Origin of the sequence: Flavobacterium sp. 2 (assembly GCF_049949195.1) — a bacterium.
Taxonomy (GTDB): domain Bacteria; phylum Bacteroidota; class Bacteroidia; order Flavobacteriales; family Flavobacteriaceae; genus Flavobacterium.
In genome coordinates this window covers 2,457,524-2,474,044 of sequence record NZ_CP188206.1, presented here as the reverse complement: position 1 = coordinate 2,474,044, position 16,521 = coordinate 2,457,524, and the positions used below count along the sequence as shown (strand labels likewise).

At 31.8% G+C, this 16,521-nt stretch carries 15 protein-coding genes; 4 read left to right on the top strand and 11 right to left on the bottom strand.

Annotated features, from left to right (window positions below; genetic code table 11):
* Window positions 1-173: 173 nt before the first annotated feature.
* Entirely contained in the window at window positions 174-626 is a 453-nt protein-coding gene (locus ACNFIH_RS10595; protein ID WP_035645787.1) for a hypothetical protein, read from the top strand.
* Window positions 627-875: 249 nt separating this feature from the next.
* Window positions 876-1,325: a hypothetical protein gene (locus tag ACNFIH_RS10590; RefSeq protein WP_035645786.1), complete on the top strand. Its 450-nt coding sequence runs from the start codon at window positions 876-878 to the stop codon at window positions 1,323-1,325.
* A 6-nt stretch (window positions 1,326-1,331) separates the two neighbouring features.
* On the opposite strand, the gene ACNFIH_RS10585 is transcribed toward ACNFIH_RS10590, so the two are convergent.
* From ACNFIH_RS10585 to surE, 5 genes are all read right to left on the bottom strand, one after another.
* Window positions 1,332-3,284, bottom strand: a complete 1,953-nt coding sequence (locus tag ACNFIH_RS10585; protein ID WP_426486586.1) for a ComEC/Rec2 family competence protein — start codon at window positions 3,282-3,284, stop codon at window positions 1,332-1,334.
* Between the two features lie 129 nt (window positions 3,285-3,413).
* Window positions 3,414-3,899, bottom strand: a complete 486-nt coding sequence (locus ACNFIH_RS10580) for a C40 family peptidase (protein ID WP_426486585.1) — start codon at window positions 3,897-3,899, stop codon at window positions 3,414-3,416.
* Between the two features lie 11 nt (window positions 3,900-3,910).
* Entirely contained in the window at window positions 3,911-5,029 is a 1,119-nt protein-coding gene (lpxB, locus tag ACNFIH_RS10575; RefSeq protein WP_426486584.1) for a lipid-A-disaccharide synthase, read from the bottom strand.
* A 67-nt stretch (window positions 5,030-5,096) separates the two neighbouring features.
* Window positions 5,097-5,369 carry a hypothetical protein gene (locus tag ACNFIH_RS10570; RefSeq protein ID WP_426486583.1) on the bottom strand — a complete coding sequence of 91 codons (273 nt, stop codon included), beginning with the start codon at window positions 5,367-5,369 and terminating at the stop codon, window positions 5,097-5,099.
* Window positions 5,362-6,141, bottom strand: a complete 780-nt coding sequence (gene surE, locus ACNFIH_RS10565) for a 5'/3'-nucleotidase SurE (protein WP_343536087.1) — start codon at window positions 6,139-6,141, stop codon at window positions 5,362-5,364. The genes ACNFIH_RS10570 and surE overlap by 8 nt, the downstream gene beginning before the upstream one ends.
* A gap of 213 nt (window positions 6,142-6,354) precedes the next feature.
* Here surE and ACNFIH_RS10560 point away from each other — a divergent pair, with 213 nt between their 5' ends.
* Window positions 6,355-8,538 carry a carboxy terminal-processing peptidase gene (locus ACNFIH_RS10560; RefSeq protein WP_035645772.1) on the top strand — a complete coding sequence of 728 codons (2,184 nt, stop codon included), beginning with the start codon at window positions 6,355-6,357 and terminating at the stop codon, window positions 8,536-8,538.
* Window positions 8,539-8,632: 94 nt separating this feature from the next.
* A complete protein-coding gene (locus ACNFIH_RS10555; protein WP_426486582.1) occupies window positions 8,633-9,421 on the top strand; it encodes a DNA/RNA non-specific endonuclease in 789 nt (262 codons plus the stop codon).
* Here the strand turns inward: ACNFIH_RS10555 and rpe are convergent.
* The 6 genes from rpe to ACNFIH_RS10525 form a co-directional block, all read right to left on the bottom strand.
* Window positions 9,398-10,060, bottom strand: coding sequence for a ribulose-phosphate 3-epimerase (gene rpe, locus ACNFIH_RS10550; protein ID WP_426486581.1), 663 nt, complete (start codon window positions 10,058-10,060; stop codon window positions 9,398-9,400). The genes ACNFIH_RS10555 and rpe overlap by 24 nt on opposite strands.
* A gap of 394 nt (window positions 10,061-10,454) precedes the next feature.
* Complete coding sequence (locus ACNFIH_RS10545) at window positions 10,455-11,318, bottom strand: sigma-70 family RNA polymerase sigma factor (RefSeq protein WP_007804760.1); 864 nt, start codon at window positions 11,316-11,318, stop codon at window positions 10,455-10,457.
* Between the two features lie 83 nt (window positions 11,319-11,401).
* A complete protein-coding gene (locus ACNFIH_RS10540; protein ID WP_426486580.1) occupies window positions 11,402-12,874 on the bottom strand; it encodes a hypothetical protein in 1,473 nt (490 codons plus the stop codon).
* A complete protein-coding gene (locus tag ACNFIH_RS10535; RefSeq protein ID WP_426486579.1) occupies window positions 12,864-13,415 on the bottom strand; it encodes an RNA polymerase sigma factor in 552 nt (183 codons plus the stop codon). The genes ACNFIH_RS10540 and ACNFIH_RS10535 overlap by 11 nt, the downstream gene beginning before the upstream one ends.
* Before the next feature lie 160 nt (window positions 13,416-13,575).
* The gene (locus ACNFIH_RS10530; protein ID WP_426486578.1) at window positions 13,576-15,291 is read right to left on the bottom strand and encodes a hypothetical protein; all 1,716 of its coding nucleotides are present in this window, start codon (window positions 15,289-15,291) and stop codon (window positions 13,576-13,578) included.
* Window positions 15,279-16,517, bottom strand: a complete 1,239-nt coding sequence (locus ACNFIH_RS10525; RefSeq protein WP_426486577.1) for a DUF4249 domain-containing protein — start codon at window positions 16,515-16,517, stop codon at window positions 15,279-15,281. Before ACNFIH_RS10525 ends, ACNFIH_RS10530 begins: the two co-directional genes overlap by 13 nt.
* Window positions 16,518-16,521 lie beyond the last annotated feature (4 nt).

Below are 16,521 nucleotides of genomic sequence, written 5' to 3'. Positions count from 1 at the left end.
AAGGAGCTTTTTTCTTTAGTAGGAAAGTTTTTATTTAAATTTATGTGCAATTGATTATTTGATATTTATTTATATATAAAAAAACATATTATGTATTTTTTGTATTAATAAAAATTGGAAAATTAAAATAATATGTTAATTTCGTCACTCTATCTAACCAAAACCAATATAGTATGACTAAAAAATTACTTACCCTACTGTTTTTTTTAGGTTCATTTTTTATGCAGGCTCAGAATCTTGTTTGGAAAACAAATATGACAGACGCAATTGCACTTAGTAATGAACAAAGAAAACCAATGTTAATTCTTTTCACTGCCTCAGGTGTACCAGAGAATCTTCAGAATGAAATATTTAAAACACCGGATTTTGCTGTATGGTCCCGTGATAACGTAATCCTCGTTAAGCTTGATTTGTCTGATAACGCTGCGTCTGACGGTGATAAAGAACAAAATCTTAAATTGAAAAATGCTTTTGGCGTAGACGAACTGCCTCAGGTTTGTTTTGCAAGTGCATCTATCAGAAAGACAAAAACGACTTTTAGCGCGCTAGGAAAAATATCCTATAAACCAGGCGGAGCAAAAGCATGGATTGCCGAATCTAATGGGATTTTGCATCCAAGTGAATAGAAATAAACAGCGTTTAATCGTTTAAAAATTCCCTTTTTACAATGTAGAAAGGGAATTTTTTTATGACACAGATAGATAGTTTAATAATTTAGCATATGTTTTTTTTTCATTTTTGTATTTTTTTAACTTTTAATTAGCAAATTCGATTTTCTTTAATTTTTTTTCAATTTTTTGTTTAAACTTGAGAATTTTAGCGGGATATTATATTACTTTAGTCGAAATTAACCTACTCCTTAAACCCCAAAGATTATGAACAAAAAATTACTTACTCTAGTATTTTTCCTAGGTTCGTTTTTTCTGCATTCGCAGGGATTAGTCTGGAAAACTACAATGACTGATGCTGTTGCTGCAAGTATGGAACAAAAAAGACCGCTATTTATATTTTTTACAATTGCGGGCGCACCAACAAAACTTCAAAACGAAATTTTTAATACGCCAGATTTTGTCGTATGGGCTCGTGACAATGTTGTTTTGGTAAAATTGGATTTATCAGATACTACAATATCTGATGCTGAAAAGGAGCAAAATGTAAGTTTAAAATCGGCACTTGGTGTTGTTGAATTGCCACAGGCTTGTTTGACTTTAGCTACTGTTCGAAAAACAAAAACAACTTTTAATTTGCTTGGTAGGCTTCCTTACAAACCAATAAGTGCAAAAGCATGGATTACTGAAGCTAATATTATGATGAATCCAGAGTAATAGAACTTATTTTAACTGATAATATCCCTTTTCGGCAGTAGCATGAAAAGGGATATTTTTTTTGCTGCTGGTTTCTTTCCAAATTTTTTGGATTGAATTGGAATTTGAAGCATCGGCAATAATAATTTTTGGATGCATTTCTGAAAGCACACGTTCCAAGTTTATTTTTGGAGATTGGATGAGCAATAGAATATCGGGCTGTATATTGTTTTTGTAAATTCCTGAACTGTCTATGATGAATATTTTTTTTCCATTGTAGAACATTACATTTTTAATTGTAGTAATCGATTTTATTTTGCTGAAATTTCCAACCAAATAAGATTTCAAAATGTTGTTTTTTGGGTCAGCTAATAGAAGTTTATTAGTTGTAAATAAATCAACATTTTTTCCTGAAACCATCGTAATCAACGTTTTTTTCTTTGCGTTGTAAACAATCATTTCCTTCTTAGTTTCTGTTTCCTTTTTTGTGTAAATGAAGGAAATTTGAGTTGTAATTATTGCAAGCACAAATAATAGAAATTTTGGATAATCAGGTTTTTTGAGCCAAATAATTGATGTAAATATTAGCAGATAAAAGGTGACTAAAAAATAAAAATTAAAACTTATATCAAGTATTACAAAAGATTTTACTGAAGCAACGGCGTGAATAATCTGATTTAAAAGATAAATGCTTTTCTCGAGAATTTGAGCTAAAAGTTCTGGCGGAACATCAAAAGCAGCGTATACCATTACGATAATTCCGACTACCATAACAAATGCTAAAACAGGAATGATTGCGATATTGGTAATGAAAAACAAACCTGGAAATTGATGAAAATAATATAAGCACAAAGGGAAAGCTCCTATTTGAGCGGCAAATGATACGGTCAAAGCGTCCCATATATAAAGTGCTATTTTATTTTTCGGACTCCAGATCTTCTTTAATAATGGTTGTAACCAAAGAATAAAAAATAAAGCAATATAGCTTAATTGGAAGCCTGCATCAAATAAAAAATAAGGCTCAAAAAGTAAAATCAACAGCATTGAAACCAAAAGGTTGTGGTAAATATTTCCTGTTCTTCGAAGGTGATTTCCAATGGCGAGAAAAGAGAACATTACAACTGAGCGTAAAACTGATGGTGATAATCCTGAAATTATTGCAAAAGAGCTTAAAGCTGTTAAAACGGAAATTAATTTTATAAACGAACCTTTCTTAGTGTTTGGAATTGGTTTTAATAAAAAATTGATAAGAAGCATAATAAAACCAACATGCAGCCCAGAAACAGATAGTATATGCGTAGCGCCAGAATATTGATAATCCTGAATAATATCGGATGAAATTTCTTGTTGTTGTCCTAAAATCAAAGCAAGCGCTACATTCATTTCGGCGGGATTGAAATGTGCTTTTTCCAAATTTCGAATAATACGCTGATGCAGGAAATCTGAATAATACCAAATGTCTTTTGTGATTTCTTTATTGATTTTGACTTCGGATTTATTGATATAAACTTGTGCATAAATTTGGCGATCGGCTAAATATTTGTCATAGTCAAACTGATTTGGATTTTTATTTGAATTGTTGCGCTTTAAAGTTGTTTTTACTTTAATCTGATTGCCAATTAAAATGCGATTAATTGTGCTGTCTTTAGCAATGTTGACAATGATTTTGCCAGAACAAGCTTTTCTGTCTATAGAATGTATTATTGCTGTATAGCGATCGCTATATGAATTGCTTTTTAGTTTTTCGCGGATTGTAAATGTAATTTGACACGGATTTTCAAAAGCTTTTTTACAATGGATATAATTTGATTTTTGAAGCGAATCAGTGTGTGTGAGTAAGCTGATGCCGCCGATGAAAAATGAAATAAAATAGGTGCTCGCGCCAAATAGGGAAATCGATAGTTTATATTTTTTGCTTAAAAAGAATGAAATTAGAAAAATAACGAAACCAAAAACCACTGCTATAATTGAAAAGAGCATTGTGATCTGTTGATAATAAAAAAATAAAATACCGAGAAGAAACCAAATGGTAATTCTGACTAAGGGAAAATCTAATACTTTCATGTTTTAAAAGTATTAAAAATTTGTAAGAAAAAGAATATAAAATAATTATTCTACAATTCGGTTGATTTGAGCAAAAGAATTTTGATAATAAGGTTCTTTTGTAGAAGAAATAATCACGCCTTTTGAAGTAGAGGAATGTATGAATTTAATTTCGTTTGAATTTATTTCTGTGATTAATCCAACATGATTTATTTGTTTGCTTTTGTTGGTTTTAAAGAAAATCAAATCACCTTTTTGAGCATCTTTTACCGGAATTACAATTCCGATTTTTGATTGTTCGAATGAACTTCTAGGTAATTGAATGTTTTCAGATTCAAAAGTAGTATAGACAAGTCCGGAACAGTCAAAACCATTTTTAGTAGTTCCGCCTGCCTTATATTTTACGCCAATATTTTCTGATGCAGTTTCGATCAAATGATTGACAATATATTTGTTTTCTCGTTTTGTCTCCTTTTTGCTGACTGCAGCCGAAGAAGATTTACAAGAGACAAAAGTGATTGCTAAAAGCAGTAAAACAAGTATTTTTTTCAAAATCAAAAAGTTTAAGCTTGCTTTAAGTCGGCGACAATAAGTTTTGCTGTTTTTTTGCTGGCACCAACTCCGCCAAGTTTTTGTTCCAAAACATCATAGTTCTTCAATAATTTTTCGCGATAAGCAGGCTCTAATAATTTTTGAAGTTCTTCTTTGATTCGTTTTGTGTTACATTCACTTTGAATCAATTCGGTCACAACTTCCTGATCCATAATTAAATTGACAAGCGAAATGTATTTTAAAGTGATAATGCGTTTTGCAATTTGATATGAAATCGCACTTCCTTTATAGCATACAACTTCGGGAACTTTAAAAAGGGCAGTTTCTAAAGTTGCAGTTCCAGAAGTTACTAAAGCCGCAGTTGAAGAACGCAACAAATCGTAAGTTCTGTTAGAAACAAAGGCAATATTTTTATTTTTTATAAACTGCTGATAAAATTCGTAATCCTGACTTGGAGCGCCGGCAATTACAAATTCATAATCCTGAAAATCATCTACAACGCTCAACATCACGCTCAGCATTTTTGTGATTTCCTGTTTACGGCTTCCCGGTAAAACAGCAATAATTGGTTTTTCGCCTAATTTATTTTCTTTTCTAAATGTTGCTTCATCAAAAGCAGGCTGGTTCTGGATAGCATCAATTAATGGATGCCCGACAAAATCAACTGGAAAATGATGTTTATCTTCATAAAAACTTTTTTCGAAAGGAAGAATCACAAACATCTTATCGACATCTTGCTTAATTGCCGTAATTCTATTTTCTTTCCAAGCCCAAATTTGCGGCGAAATATAATAGTGCGTTTTATAATTTAAAGCTTTAGCCCATTTTGCAATACGCATATTGAAACCCGGATAATCAATAAAAATTAATACATCTGGCTTGAATTCAGAAATGTCTTTTTTGCAGATTTTAATATTGTTTAAAATTGTTTTCAAGTTAAAAACAACTTCAACAAAACCCATAAAAGCTAAGTCACGATAGTGTTTTACTAAAGTTCCGCCAGTTTTCTGCATTAAATCACCGCCCCAAAATCTGATTTCAGCCTGCGGATCTTCTTCATACAAAGCTTTCATTAAGTTCGAACCATGTAAATCTCCAGAAGCTTCGCCAGCTATTATGTAATATTTCATATTGAGTTTTTTAAAAGTGCACTGTAATTTTAAAGCACAGCATTTTTTTGCAGAACAAAGATAAGATTTAAATAAACAAAGTCGAAATTGCTAAAACAATCACAGCAAAAACAACGCCTCTCGCCATTAATTCTTTGTTTCTTTTTAACAGAAATAAGAATAAAAGAAGGTCTAAAACGGTTCCTAAAGTGATTACTTTTCCTAAATATCCGTATTGTTTTATGGTTAGAAGACCATTTGAAAGATTAAAAGAGGTAAATAATTTAATGAAAAGATAACTTCCTATAAGTGAAGTGATAATTCCTATAATAAAACCAATAAGCATGTCTAATTTATTCATTTAATTTCCAGGTATTAAGTTGTTGCATTGAATGATGAGCCGTTAAGTCAAATTGAACGGGAACAACAGAAATATAACCATTTTCGAGAGCCCATTCATCTGTATCTTCGCCCTTATCTTCGTTTGTGAATTTTCCGGTCAGCCAGTAATAATCTTTTCCAAAAGGGGTTTGTCGTTTGTCAAATTTCTGTGCATAATACGCTTTCGCTTGACGACAAATTTTAATTCCCTTTATTTCGTTTTCTTTTAATTTCGGAAAATTTACATTTAAAACGACACCTGTGGGTAATTTATTGGCAAGCGTCTCAAGAACTATTTTTTTAACGAAGGATTTTACGGGTTCAAAATCGGCATTCCAGTCAAAGTCAAGAAGAGAAAAACCTATGGCCTGAATTCCTTCGATTCCGGCTTCGACAGCGGCGCTCATTGTTCCAGAATAAATTACATTGATCGAAGAGTTTGAACCGTGATTTATTCCTGAAACACAAAGGTCTGGTTTTCTTTTCAAAATTTCATTTACTGCCAGTTTTACACAATCTACGGGAGTTCCAGAACAGCTGTATTCGGTTATAGCATCGTCTTCCTTCGAAATTTTATCTAAAAATAAGGTGTTATTGATTGTTATGGCGTGCCCCATTGCGCTTTGCGGTTTATCAGGTGCAACAACCACAACTTCTCCAATAGTTTCCATAACACTAATCAAGGCTCTAATTCCGGGAGCCAGAATTCCGTCGTCATTGGTTACTAATATTAAGGGTTTTTCGTCTTTCATGCTATGGTTGAATTTTTTGTTTTATCAAAATTAAAGCTTCTTTAGGCAAATGTAGTAACAGATTTTGGTAGATTTCTAACAAATAAATAAAAATTCTAAACTAAATCTTAAAGGACTTTTGAACAACAAACAATTTTATATCTTTAACAAAAAATTATAGTGAGCTTGGCTTTGTTGGCACAGTTTTTACCGTAACTTAGATTAAAAAATTTGATGAATGCTATTATTAAGTTTATGAAAAGAAATTATAAAATACTTATAGCCGTATTATGCTTATCTGTTACCCTGTTTGCATTTAAAATAAATGCTGATAAGTCAGAAGATCCGGATCCAAATAGAGACAAAACGCTTTTAGAATTGCTTGCCTTTGTTATTGAAAAAGGACACTATAGTCCGGCTGAGATAAATGATGAATTTTCTAAGGGAATTTTTAAAGATTATATTGATGCACTGGATCCTTCAAAAAGGTTTTTCCTGCAGTCAGATATTGATGAATTTAAGCAGTACGAATTACAGCTTGATGACCAGTTTTTAAACAAAGATCTTACGTTTTTTAATCTTACTTATACAAGATTGATGAAGCGTATGGAAGAAAGTAAAAAACGTTACAAAACAATTTTAGCACAGCCTTTCAACTATAATGTTGACGAGACTTTTAATGCTGATTATGAGCATCTTCCTTATGCTAAAAATGCAACTGAAATCAATGAAAGATGGAGAAAACAGATTAAATTGTCTACACTTTCTTCATTGGTTACAAAACAAAAATTAGAAGATGATAAAAAGAAAAGCGATCCTGCTTATAAAGAAAAATCATTTGAGACTTTAGAGAAAGAAACTCGTGAGAGTTCTTTAAAATCGTTAGATGATAATTTCAGTTTGATTAAAGATTTAAATAAAGGAGATTGGTTTTCTGTATATGTTAACTCAATCATGACTCGTTTTGATCCTCATACAAGTTATTTTGCTCCAGAAGAAAAAGATCGTTTTGATGTTAACATCAGTGGAAAATTAGAAGGAATTGGAGCTCGTTTAACGAAGAAAAATGATTTCACTCAAATTGATGAATTAATTTCTGGTGGGCCAGCATGGAAAGGAAAACAGCTTGAAGCAGGTGATATGATTTTGAAAGTGGCACAAGGAAACGAAGAGCCAGTTGATGTTGTTGGAATGCGTCTTGATGATGTTGTGAAAAAAATTAAAGGTCACAAAGGAACTGAAGTAAAACTTACAGTTAAAAAAGTTGACGGTACTATTAAAGTAATTTCAATTATCAGAGATGTTGTTGAAATTGAAGAAACATACGCTAAGTCAAGTATTGTTGAAAGAAACGGATTGAAATACGGTGTAATTTATTTACCAAAATTCTATATTGATTTTGAAAATAAAGATGGCCGTGACGCCGGAAAAGATATTGCACTTGAAGTAGAAAGACTGAAAAAAGAAGATATCAACGGTATTGTTCTTGACGTTCGTGATGACGGAGGAGGATCTCTTTCTACAGTTGTTGATATTGCTGGTTTATTCATTGAAGAAGGACCAATTGTACAGGTAAAATCTGCTGGTAAAAAGAAAGAAGTTTTATACGATAAAGATAAAAAAATCGAGTGGGATGGACCATTGGTAATTATGGTGAACAGTTTCTCAGCTTCGGCTTCAGAGATTTTGGCTGCTGCAATTCAGGATTACAAACGTGGAGTTATCATTGGAAGTAAACAAACTTATGGAAAAGGAACAGTGCAAAATGTTCTTGATTTAAATCAGTTTGTTCGTAACGCAAATTATGGAGATTTAGGTGCTTTGAAAATTACAGGGCAAAAATTCTACAGAATCAACGGAGGTTCAACTCAATTAGAAGGTGTTCATAGTGATGTTGTGATGCCAGATCGTTACGCTTATTTAAAAATGGGTGAGCGTGATATTGATAACGCAATGCCTTGGGACAAAATTGATCCAGCTGATTACAGCACTTGGACTTCTAATGAAAAATTCAACCAAGCAATCAATAACAGCCGTAACAGAATCGCTAATAATGATCAATTCAAATTAATTGAAGACAATGCAAAATGGATTGATATTAAAAATAAAGAGAATACTTATAGTTTAAATATTAAAAACTTTAAAGCGACTCAGGAACAAGTTGAAAGTGAAGGTAAAAAATACAAACCAATTGCTGATTACAAAAACAATCTGGTTTTTAAATCATTGCCTTATGAAGAACTTGAAATGAATAATGATGCTACATTAAAAGAAAAAAGAGAAGCTTGGCACCAGGCACTAGCTAAAGACGTTTATGTAGAAGAAGCTTTAAATGTTTTAGATGATTTGCAAACTAAAGGCTATGTAAAAAATACAGTTACTCCAAAAATGAAAAAGGATAAACTGGTAAAATCTTAGTTCCTTAAAGAATTAATTTGTTATTAAAATGCTCCATAGATATATTATTTATGGAGCATTTTTTTGTAAGTTTATTTCGTAATAAAAATAAAAGATGAAGAATTATATAATTTTAGTTTTGATAGGTTTGGTATTGTTTTCTTGTAAAAAAGAGAATTCAGAAAGAGTAGAAGCACTGCCTGAAAAACCGGCACCTTTTACTTCGGCTTCAGTGCAAAACACTACAGATTCTTTGTATACTGTTTCTTATTTGCCAACTTCAACCACAGGACAGATTGTAAAGCACAAATACTACACACTTTCTTATAACGAAAAGTTTGAACAGGCTGAATGGGTTGCGTACGAATTAAAAAAGGAATATTTAAAAAATAATGAATACAAGCGTCCTTATTTTATTGAAGATCCAAAAGTAACAACGGGTTCTGCAGATTGGAGAAATTATAAAAAATCAGGTTATGATAAAGGACATCTTTGTCCTGCAGGCGATATGGAATTCAATAAAGATGCTTATAACGATACTTTTTATACCTCTAATATTTCTCCTCAAAAACACGATTTCAATAGCGGAATCTGGAACAGAATAGAACAAAAAACACGTTATTGGGCTGGAAAGTACAACGATATTTATGTAGTAACGGGAGGAATTCTGAAAGATTCAGACAAAAAAATAGGGACAGAAAATGTTGCTGTCCCTAAATATTTTTATAAAATCGTTCTGACCAAATCTGGGAAAGAACATAAAGCAATTGCTTTTTTAGTTCCGAATGAAGACAGTGACAAGCCAATTTATGATTTCGTTGTTCCGATTGAAACTTTGGAAAAAATGACTGGAATTGATTTCTTTCCGAATTTGAAAAACTTAAAAAGCAGTAAGGACTTTTAATTCTTGAATAGTCTGAGTTGGATTTTCGGCTTTAAAAACAAAGCTTCCTGCAACTAAAACATCAGCTCCGGCTTCTACTAATTGTTTTGCATTTTTGCTGGTAACTCCGCCGTCAATTTCAATTAAAGTTGAAGCATTTTTGCGTGTAATTAAAGCTTTTAGTTTTTGAATTTTCGCATAAGTGTTTTCAATAAAAGATTGCCCTCCAAAACCTGGATTAACGCTCATAATGCAAACTAAATCAATATCATTTATAACATCTTCCAATAAATCGATATTTGTATGAGGATTAATGGCAACCCCGGCTTTCATTCCTTCAGCTTTAATGGCTTGCAAAGTTCTGTGCAAATGCGTACAAGCTTCATAATGTACTGTTAGTCCATTCGCTCCTAAATCTGCAAAAGTTTTAATGTAGCGATCGGGATCGATAATCATTAAATGTACATCAATATATTTTTTTGCATGTTTTGAAATAGCTTCTAAAACGGGCATTCCAAAAGAGATATTCGGAACAAAAACTCCATCCATGATGTCGATATGAAACCAGTCAGCCTGACTGTTATTGATCATTTCGATATCACGTTGCAGATTTGCAAAATCGGCAGCAAGGACTGAAGGAGCTATAAGTGTATTTTTCATTGTGTAGTGGTGTGTTGTTTTTTACAAAGATAAATTTTTTATGATTTGCATTGAAATTTAACCGCAAAGTGCGCTAAGATTTACGCAAAGCACACAAAGTTTTTTTTAAGAATCTCGCAAAGTCGCAGAGTCGCAAAGAATAATAAACTTTGCGACTCTGCGACTTTGCGAGCATATTTCCGTAAATAACAAACTTTTCAGCTAAATAATAAAATAAAAAACTCCGGTAATCAGCCGGAGTTTCAATCATCAATCAAAAAACGAACAGTCAATCAAACTGTTGTTTGCTTTTAAATTCCAAATCTAAAATTCCAAATTCCAATTGTTGGTTGGAATTTGGACACGAGCGCTAGCGAACTGGCGAAGCAATTTAAAAATATTGAAATTTATATTATTATCCTAAATAAGTTTTAAGGATTTTACTTCTAGAAGTGTGTTTCAATCTACGGATTGCTTTTTCTTTAATTTGACGAACACGCTCACGAGTTAGGTCGAAAGTTTCTCCAATTTCCTCAAGAGTCATTGGGTGTTGATCGCCAAGACCAAAATACAAACGAACTACATCAGCCTCTCTTGGAGTTAATGTTTCTAATGAACGCTCGATTTCAGTACGTAATGATTCGTGAATTAATTCTCTGTCTGGGTTTGGAGATTCTCCAGAACGTAAAACGTCATAAAGGTTAGAATCTTCACCTTCAACAAGAGGTGCATCCATAGATAAGTGACGTCCAGAGTTTTTCATAGACTCTTTTACGTCATTTACAGTCATGTCAAGTTCTTTTGCAATTTCTTCAGCAGAAGGCGGACGTTCATTAGATTGCTCTAATAATGCATACATTTTGTTGATTTTATTGATAGAACCAATTTTGTTCAAAGGTAAACGAACGATACGAGATTGTTCTGCCAACGCCTGAAGGATCGATTGACGAATCCACCAAACTGCGTAAGAGATAAATTTGAAACCACGAGTTTCATCAAAACGTTGTGCAGCTTTGATAAGACCTAAGTTTCCTTCGTTAATTAAGTCAGGAAGAGTTAATCCTTGATTTTGATATTGTTTAGCAACCGATACAACGAAACGTAGGTTGGCTTTTGTTAATTTTTCTAATGCTCTTTGATCACCCGCCTTAATTCTTTGTGCTAATTCTACCTCTTCATCAGCGGTAATTAGGTCAACTTTTCCGATTTCTTGTAGATATTTATCTAACGATGCAGTTTCACGATTGGTTACCTGCTTGGTGATTTTAAGTTGTCTCATGTTTTTGTCTCCTCAATTTTTAAGTGTACAAGTAGTTATACGTATGAAGTATCAAAAAAGTTACAACTAAGTAAAAAATATTTTTAAAATTTATAATTTATTCCTGTTTGAAGCGATAAGCTATAGGGTTTTGTTTCTCCATTTTCTTTAAAAGTATTCAGATAATATTTGAAAATCGGATTTAAATCTAAACCAATTTTATCTGTTAATTTATATGTGAAACCAATTCCGAGATCATAGGAAATATTGACCCCAGAAATATTTTTTGCTTCTCCAATCGTTTGTTTTTCAACTTTTTCAGATTTCAAATAAAGCTCATTTTTGTCTAATATTAAAAAGCTGAATCCGGTAAAAGCATCGATTCCAAATTTAGTATCGTCTTTTTTTAGTACATAATTAAAGTCCAATGGAATTTCATAATAAGAAAGTTTTTGTTGCAATTCAATGTCGCTTGAATTTGCAAAAGTATCTTTTATATTAATGTCCGATTTTAAATCGATGTTATTATAATTCGTAATTAAATTTTGACCGAGTGCTGTCGTAATTTTTAAATTAATTTTTGAAAAGCCAGCTCGGAAGCCGAATTTGTCAAACATAGTTTTGACATACACTCCATAATGTGAACTTACAGGATGACTTTTTGAAAGATTGTCCATAATTGGGTTAATCAATGACTTGCCATTCAAAGAACCAAAAATTGCCGGACCATAAAAAGCATGAATACTCACATCTGGATTTAATTCATTTGTTTTAGTGTTGTAAATGGTTTTTTTGTATTCTCTTTTTGCCGTTGCTTTTACAGGGGTTTTTAGACTATCAATAGTTACAATGCTGTCTTTTTTTATTTCCGTAATTTTTGGAGATGTTTCAGTTTTTACGATTATTAAAGTGTCTTTTTGTACAATACTTTTTTGTGGAGTTGGTGTAAAAGGAGATTTTTTAATTTCCCCTTTGCTCTGTTTAGTGCTTTGGCTTTTATTTGTTTTTTTTGAATTTACTTTTGCAGTTTTTTCTTTTGATGTCTTTTTTAAGTTTGCCGAAAAACCTGGTTTAGCTGTTTTTTTGACAGCTTCTGGTTTTATAGGTTTTGTATTTCTTTCTTCTTTTCTAATAACTACTTTATATTTTTTTACCACTTCATATTCTTCATATTCACTTGTAGAGGTAATTAACTTACTGGATTCTTTTATAAGTTTAACATTTTTGGTTTTTGAAACCGTAGTAATTTGGTCTGGTTCTGTTTTTAATAATATAGATTTTGGATTTGGAACTTTACTTGATTTTAAAGTCTGATTTTTTGTATTGGCTTCGCTTTTTGATTTTGTTTGCTGTGTTTGCTGAGTTTGATTTTTTTCCTGAAAATCAGATTTAAGATAAAGTAATGAACAAGAAAGCACGACAGCGATTAAACTCGGAATTAACCAAGCCAAAACTCGTCTGCGTCTTTTTTGATTTAAATCTTTTTCAATTTTTGACCACAAAGCGTCATTCGGACTTTTGTCCAAATTATTTAAGTGATCTCGGATTGCTTTTCCTATTTCAGTTCTATTTTCCATTTTTTTGTTTAGAATAATAAAATGTACTTTTTGATTTAATTTTTTCCTTTAAAATTTGTTTTGCCCGATGCAAATTTGATTTTGAAGTGTTTTCAGAAATTGACAGCATTTCGGCAATTTCCTGATGTGAATAATCGTCTAATTCATATAAGCTGAAAACCAATCGATATTGATGTGGCAATTCCTGAACAAAAGACAAAATAGTATCTAGCGACAAATCGATTTCATTTTCATTAATAAAATCGTCATCCGGATATTCATCTTTAATTGCTGTTAAAAGATAAGATTGCTTATATCGGCTTATTGCTTTGTTGATTGTTATTCTTTTGATCCAACCTTCAAAACTTCCTCTTCCGTTATAATTTTTTATATTGCTGTATATCTCTATAAAAGCATCATGAAGATTGTCTTCAGCCTCAACTTCATTGGTACAATACTTAAGACATAACACATAAAGCACTTTCTTATACTCTTGGTATAATTCTTCTTGCGCTTTTCGGTTTTGCTTAATGCACTTTTTTATGAGTTCGTCTAAATTCAAATTTTATCTTTTGATTTTGTAGTATTGTTGTAAGGAGATCTTCGGTTTATAATTAATAGTGTGAAAAAAAGAAAAAGGTTGCGTTAAATAAGAAAAAAAATAAACCTCTATTTCAAATTTAGAAACAGAGGTTTATTTGGATGTTTTGATCAGAATAAAACTAATTGCTAGCTTCTTCTTTTATTTCTATGAAATCTTTTATAAAAACGGGTTTTCCAGAAGCTGAAAATCCTTCAAGTGTCACTTCATATTTTCCTGATACATCAGAAGCATAAAATTTACTATTTGATGTTTTGCTCAAATCAATGTTTGGCTGCCATAGAAGCTGATGTCTGTAATCTGGAATTCTTACGTTCTTATTGCTTATGTAATCAGGACTAAAATAGTTTTTCTTTACCTGAGGTCTTAAAATTTCTGGCCTAACAATAAATTTTCCTTTGAGTTTAGTATCATAATCACCATTTTTTGTTGTGAACGAAACGATTCCATTAAAAGATTTTGAGCCATAATAATAAATTCCTCGCACTACATTTACTTTAAAAAGACTCTTAGGATTAAAGGCAAAAAACTCATTTAAGTCTTCAATAATTAATCCATCGACAATAATCATGGTTGGTAATGCCGATTCGTAATTATCATTATTGTCAAAAACATGAATGGAGTAAATATTATCGTTTTTTCGATAGTAAACACCTTTTAGGATTTCTGTAATTGTTTCCTCGATATTTGGGAATCGCGTAAAATCATCTAATATAAATTCTTCAGATTTTGCTCCGAAAAAAGGAAGAGCTATTGCCGGTGATATTACGCTATCTTTTTTGACATCATAATAAGCATTTTCAACTTGAGTCGAAATTAAGCGGTCTGTGATATTTTGTTTGAAATCTGAATTGAATTGAACGACAGGAAAAGTTAAATTAGAAAAATCTACGTCCTTTTGTTTATCAATTTCAATTACATAATCTTCTTTGCCGCTTTCAAGAACTTGAACGATAATATTTGAATTTGAGTTCTCTTTTTCTAAAATAACAATGAATTTGCCTTGATCATCGGTTTTTACAATTTTCAGGTCGGCATTTTTTCCAACAATAGAAAGTGCTACTTTTTTGTTTTTAATTTCAGCATTTGCCGAAGATATTTTTCCTGTTATGATTTCACCTCGCAATTCAGGCAATACAAATTGGCCGCTTGTGATTTCGCCATTTTGGTAGGTTTTACCGCTAAAAATTGCTTTGTTTTGAACTAAAAAACCATCTGTTTTTCTAACGGACAAAGTATAATTTCCTTTTATAAATTCGTCAGAATTTGATTTGACATTTAGTTCAATCAAATCTCGTATATTGTATGATTTGTTTTTTATATCAAATGAAATATTGCTGTTGTTTACAGTTTCTGAAGAAACGGAATTGTACGAAACTGTACTGCCACTTGGATTTTCTTTATACGGATTTACAATGTAAATATCGGTAGAAAAATAATCCGGTACAGTTTTATTAAGCATCCAGTTTGTATAACCAATCAATTTGTAGCTTCCGGTTTCCAATGTGGTTGGAATAAAAAAGTCACCATTTCCTGTTGCTTTATCAAGAAACAATTTATGTGTGAAAACCGTTTTTTTATTATTGTCAATTAACTGTACGTAAGCTATTTTGCTAAAAATTGAAGCAGTATTTGCTAATTTGTCGATACAGAATAATTTGTATTGTAAAGTTTCGCCTGTCAAAAAAGAATTTGCATTTGTGCTGATATAAATTGACTCATTAATTTTTTTGTCAACTTCATTCAGTTCATTTACAGAATTGTTTTTTTGAGCAAATACAATCTGCTGACTGCTAAAAGCGAGCGCTATATATAATATGTATTTTAGTCTATCCAAAATGGTGGTTTTACGTTTGATGAAAATGAAGTACAGTCTCCGCATTCTACTGGATACAAAATGTAGTTAGTGGGTGATTCTGTCGGATAAAAGACTTTAATGCCGCTGGCTAATAAATTTAATATTACCTCTCCTTGACATTCCAGCAATGGATTTTGGCTAAAGCAATAATTGAACATATATTCTCCTCTAGAAATATCAGGAATTGGAGCAGGGCAATCATATTGATAGTTTGGGAATGGCTGACCATTTAGTAAGTCAGTAAAATTGAAAAAAATCCTTTTTTCAGAATATGACGACACATCAAAATAACCAATAACTTTTTCCTTTGGATTAGCAACTGATTGAATGTTGCCGTAAAAAAATCCTGGCTGTGTTTGTGATAAGATGCTTCCTATATTAGATATCTCTTTTAATGTTGCGAAAAAAGTATGTGCAGCAAGATTTTGCACATATTGTTTTACCAATATGCTGTATCTGTTTCTTATAATAGGATCAGTACTGGCAATAAATCGAACAGGGAAATTGATTACCTTATCTTCAGATAAATCGCTTGTGCTGGTTAAAATCAGTTCGTTTGAACTTTGGCTTAAGTAGCAAATTCTTGCTTCAGTTGTTCTGTCCTCAAAAACCACTTTTCCTGGAGGATTAGAACCAGGAGCAAAAAAAACAGGGACAGCTTTTTGAGCATACCATTTTGGTGCTACAACTTTATAAGCTTCGTCATATTCATATCTGTAGTAGTGCGAGCTATTTGTAGGATCTGTACTATTTACAGTGATTTCAATACCAAGCTGATTGTTTTTGGTTTTTGCTTTGGCTTCTACACTTTCAATATCAGTTTGTTGTGGTAGTTTTTCAGTGGTTGAAACATAATCTCTTCCATCCTTAGTGCGAACATGCAATTGATATTGCCTATCTGGAGCAGCCTGAAACGGAGCAACAGAAGTATAATTTTCAGCATTTTGTTTGAAATCGTATTTATTGCCCATATTATCGGTAACAAAAACAGTAGCATTAGTTTCAAAAGTTGGCGTTTTTTCATCAAGCTTATAGGCTCTTGTAACTTTTACTTCATGAGTTTTATTTTGATTTGTGATAGTTGCTTCAATTACAATAACATCTTCATAAGCGCTACTAGATTGGTAATCGTACGGCGTTGTACAACCCAATACCGATAAAAATAAAGTTATTATTAGAAATCTAACTATAAAGACTTTTTTCATAACG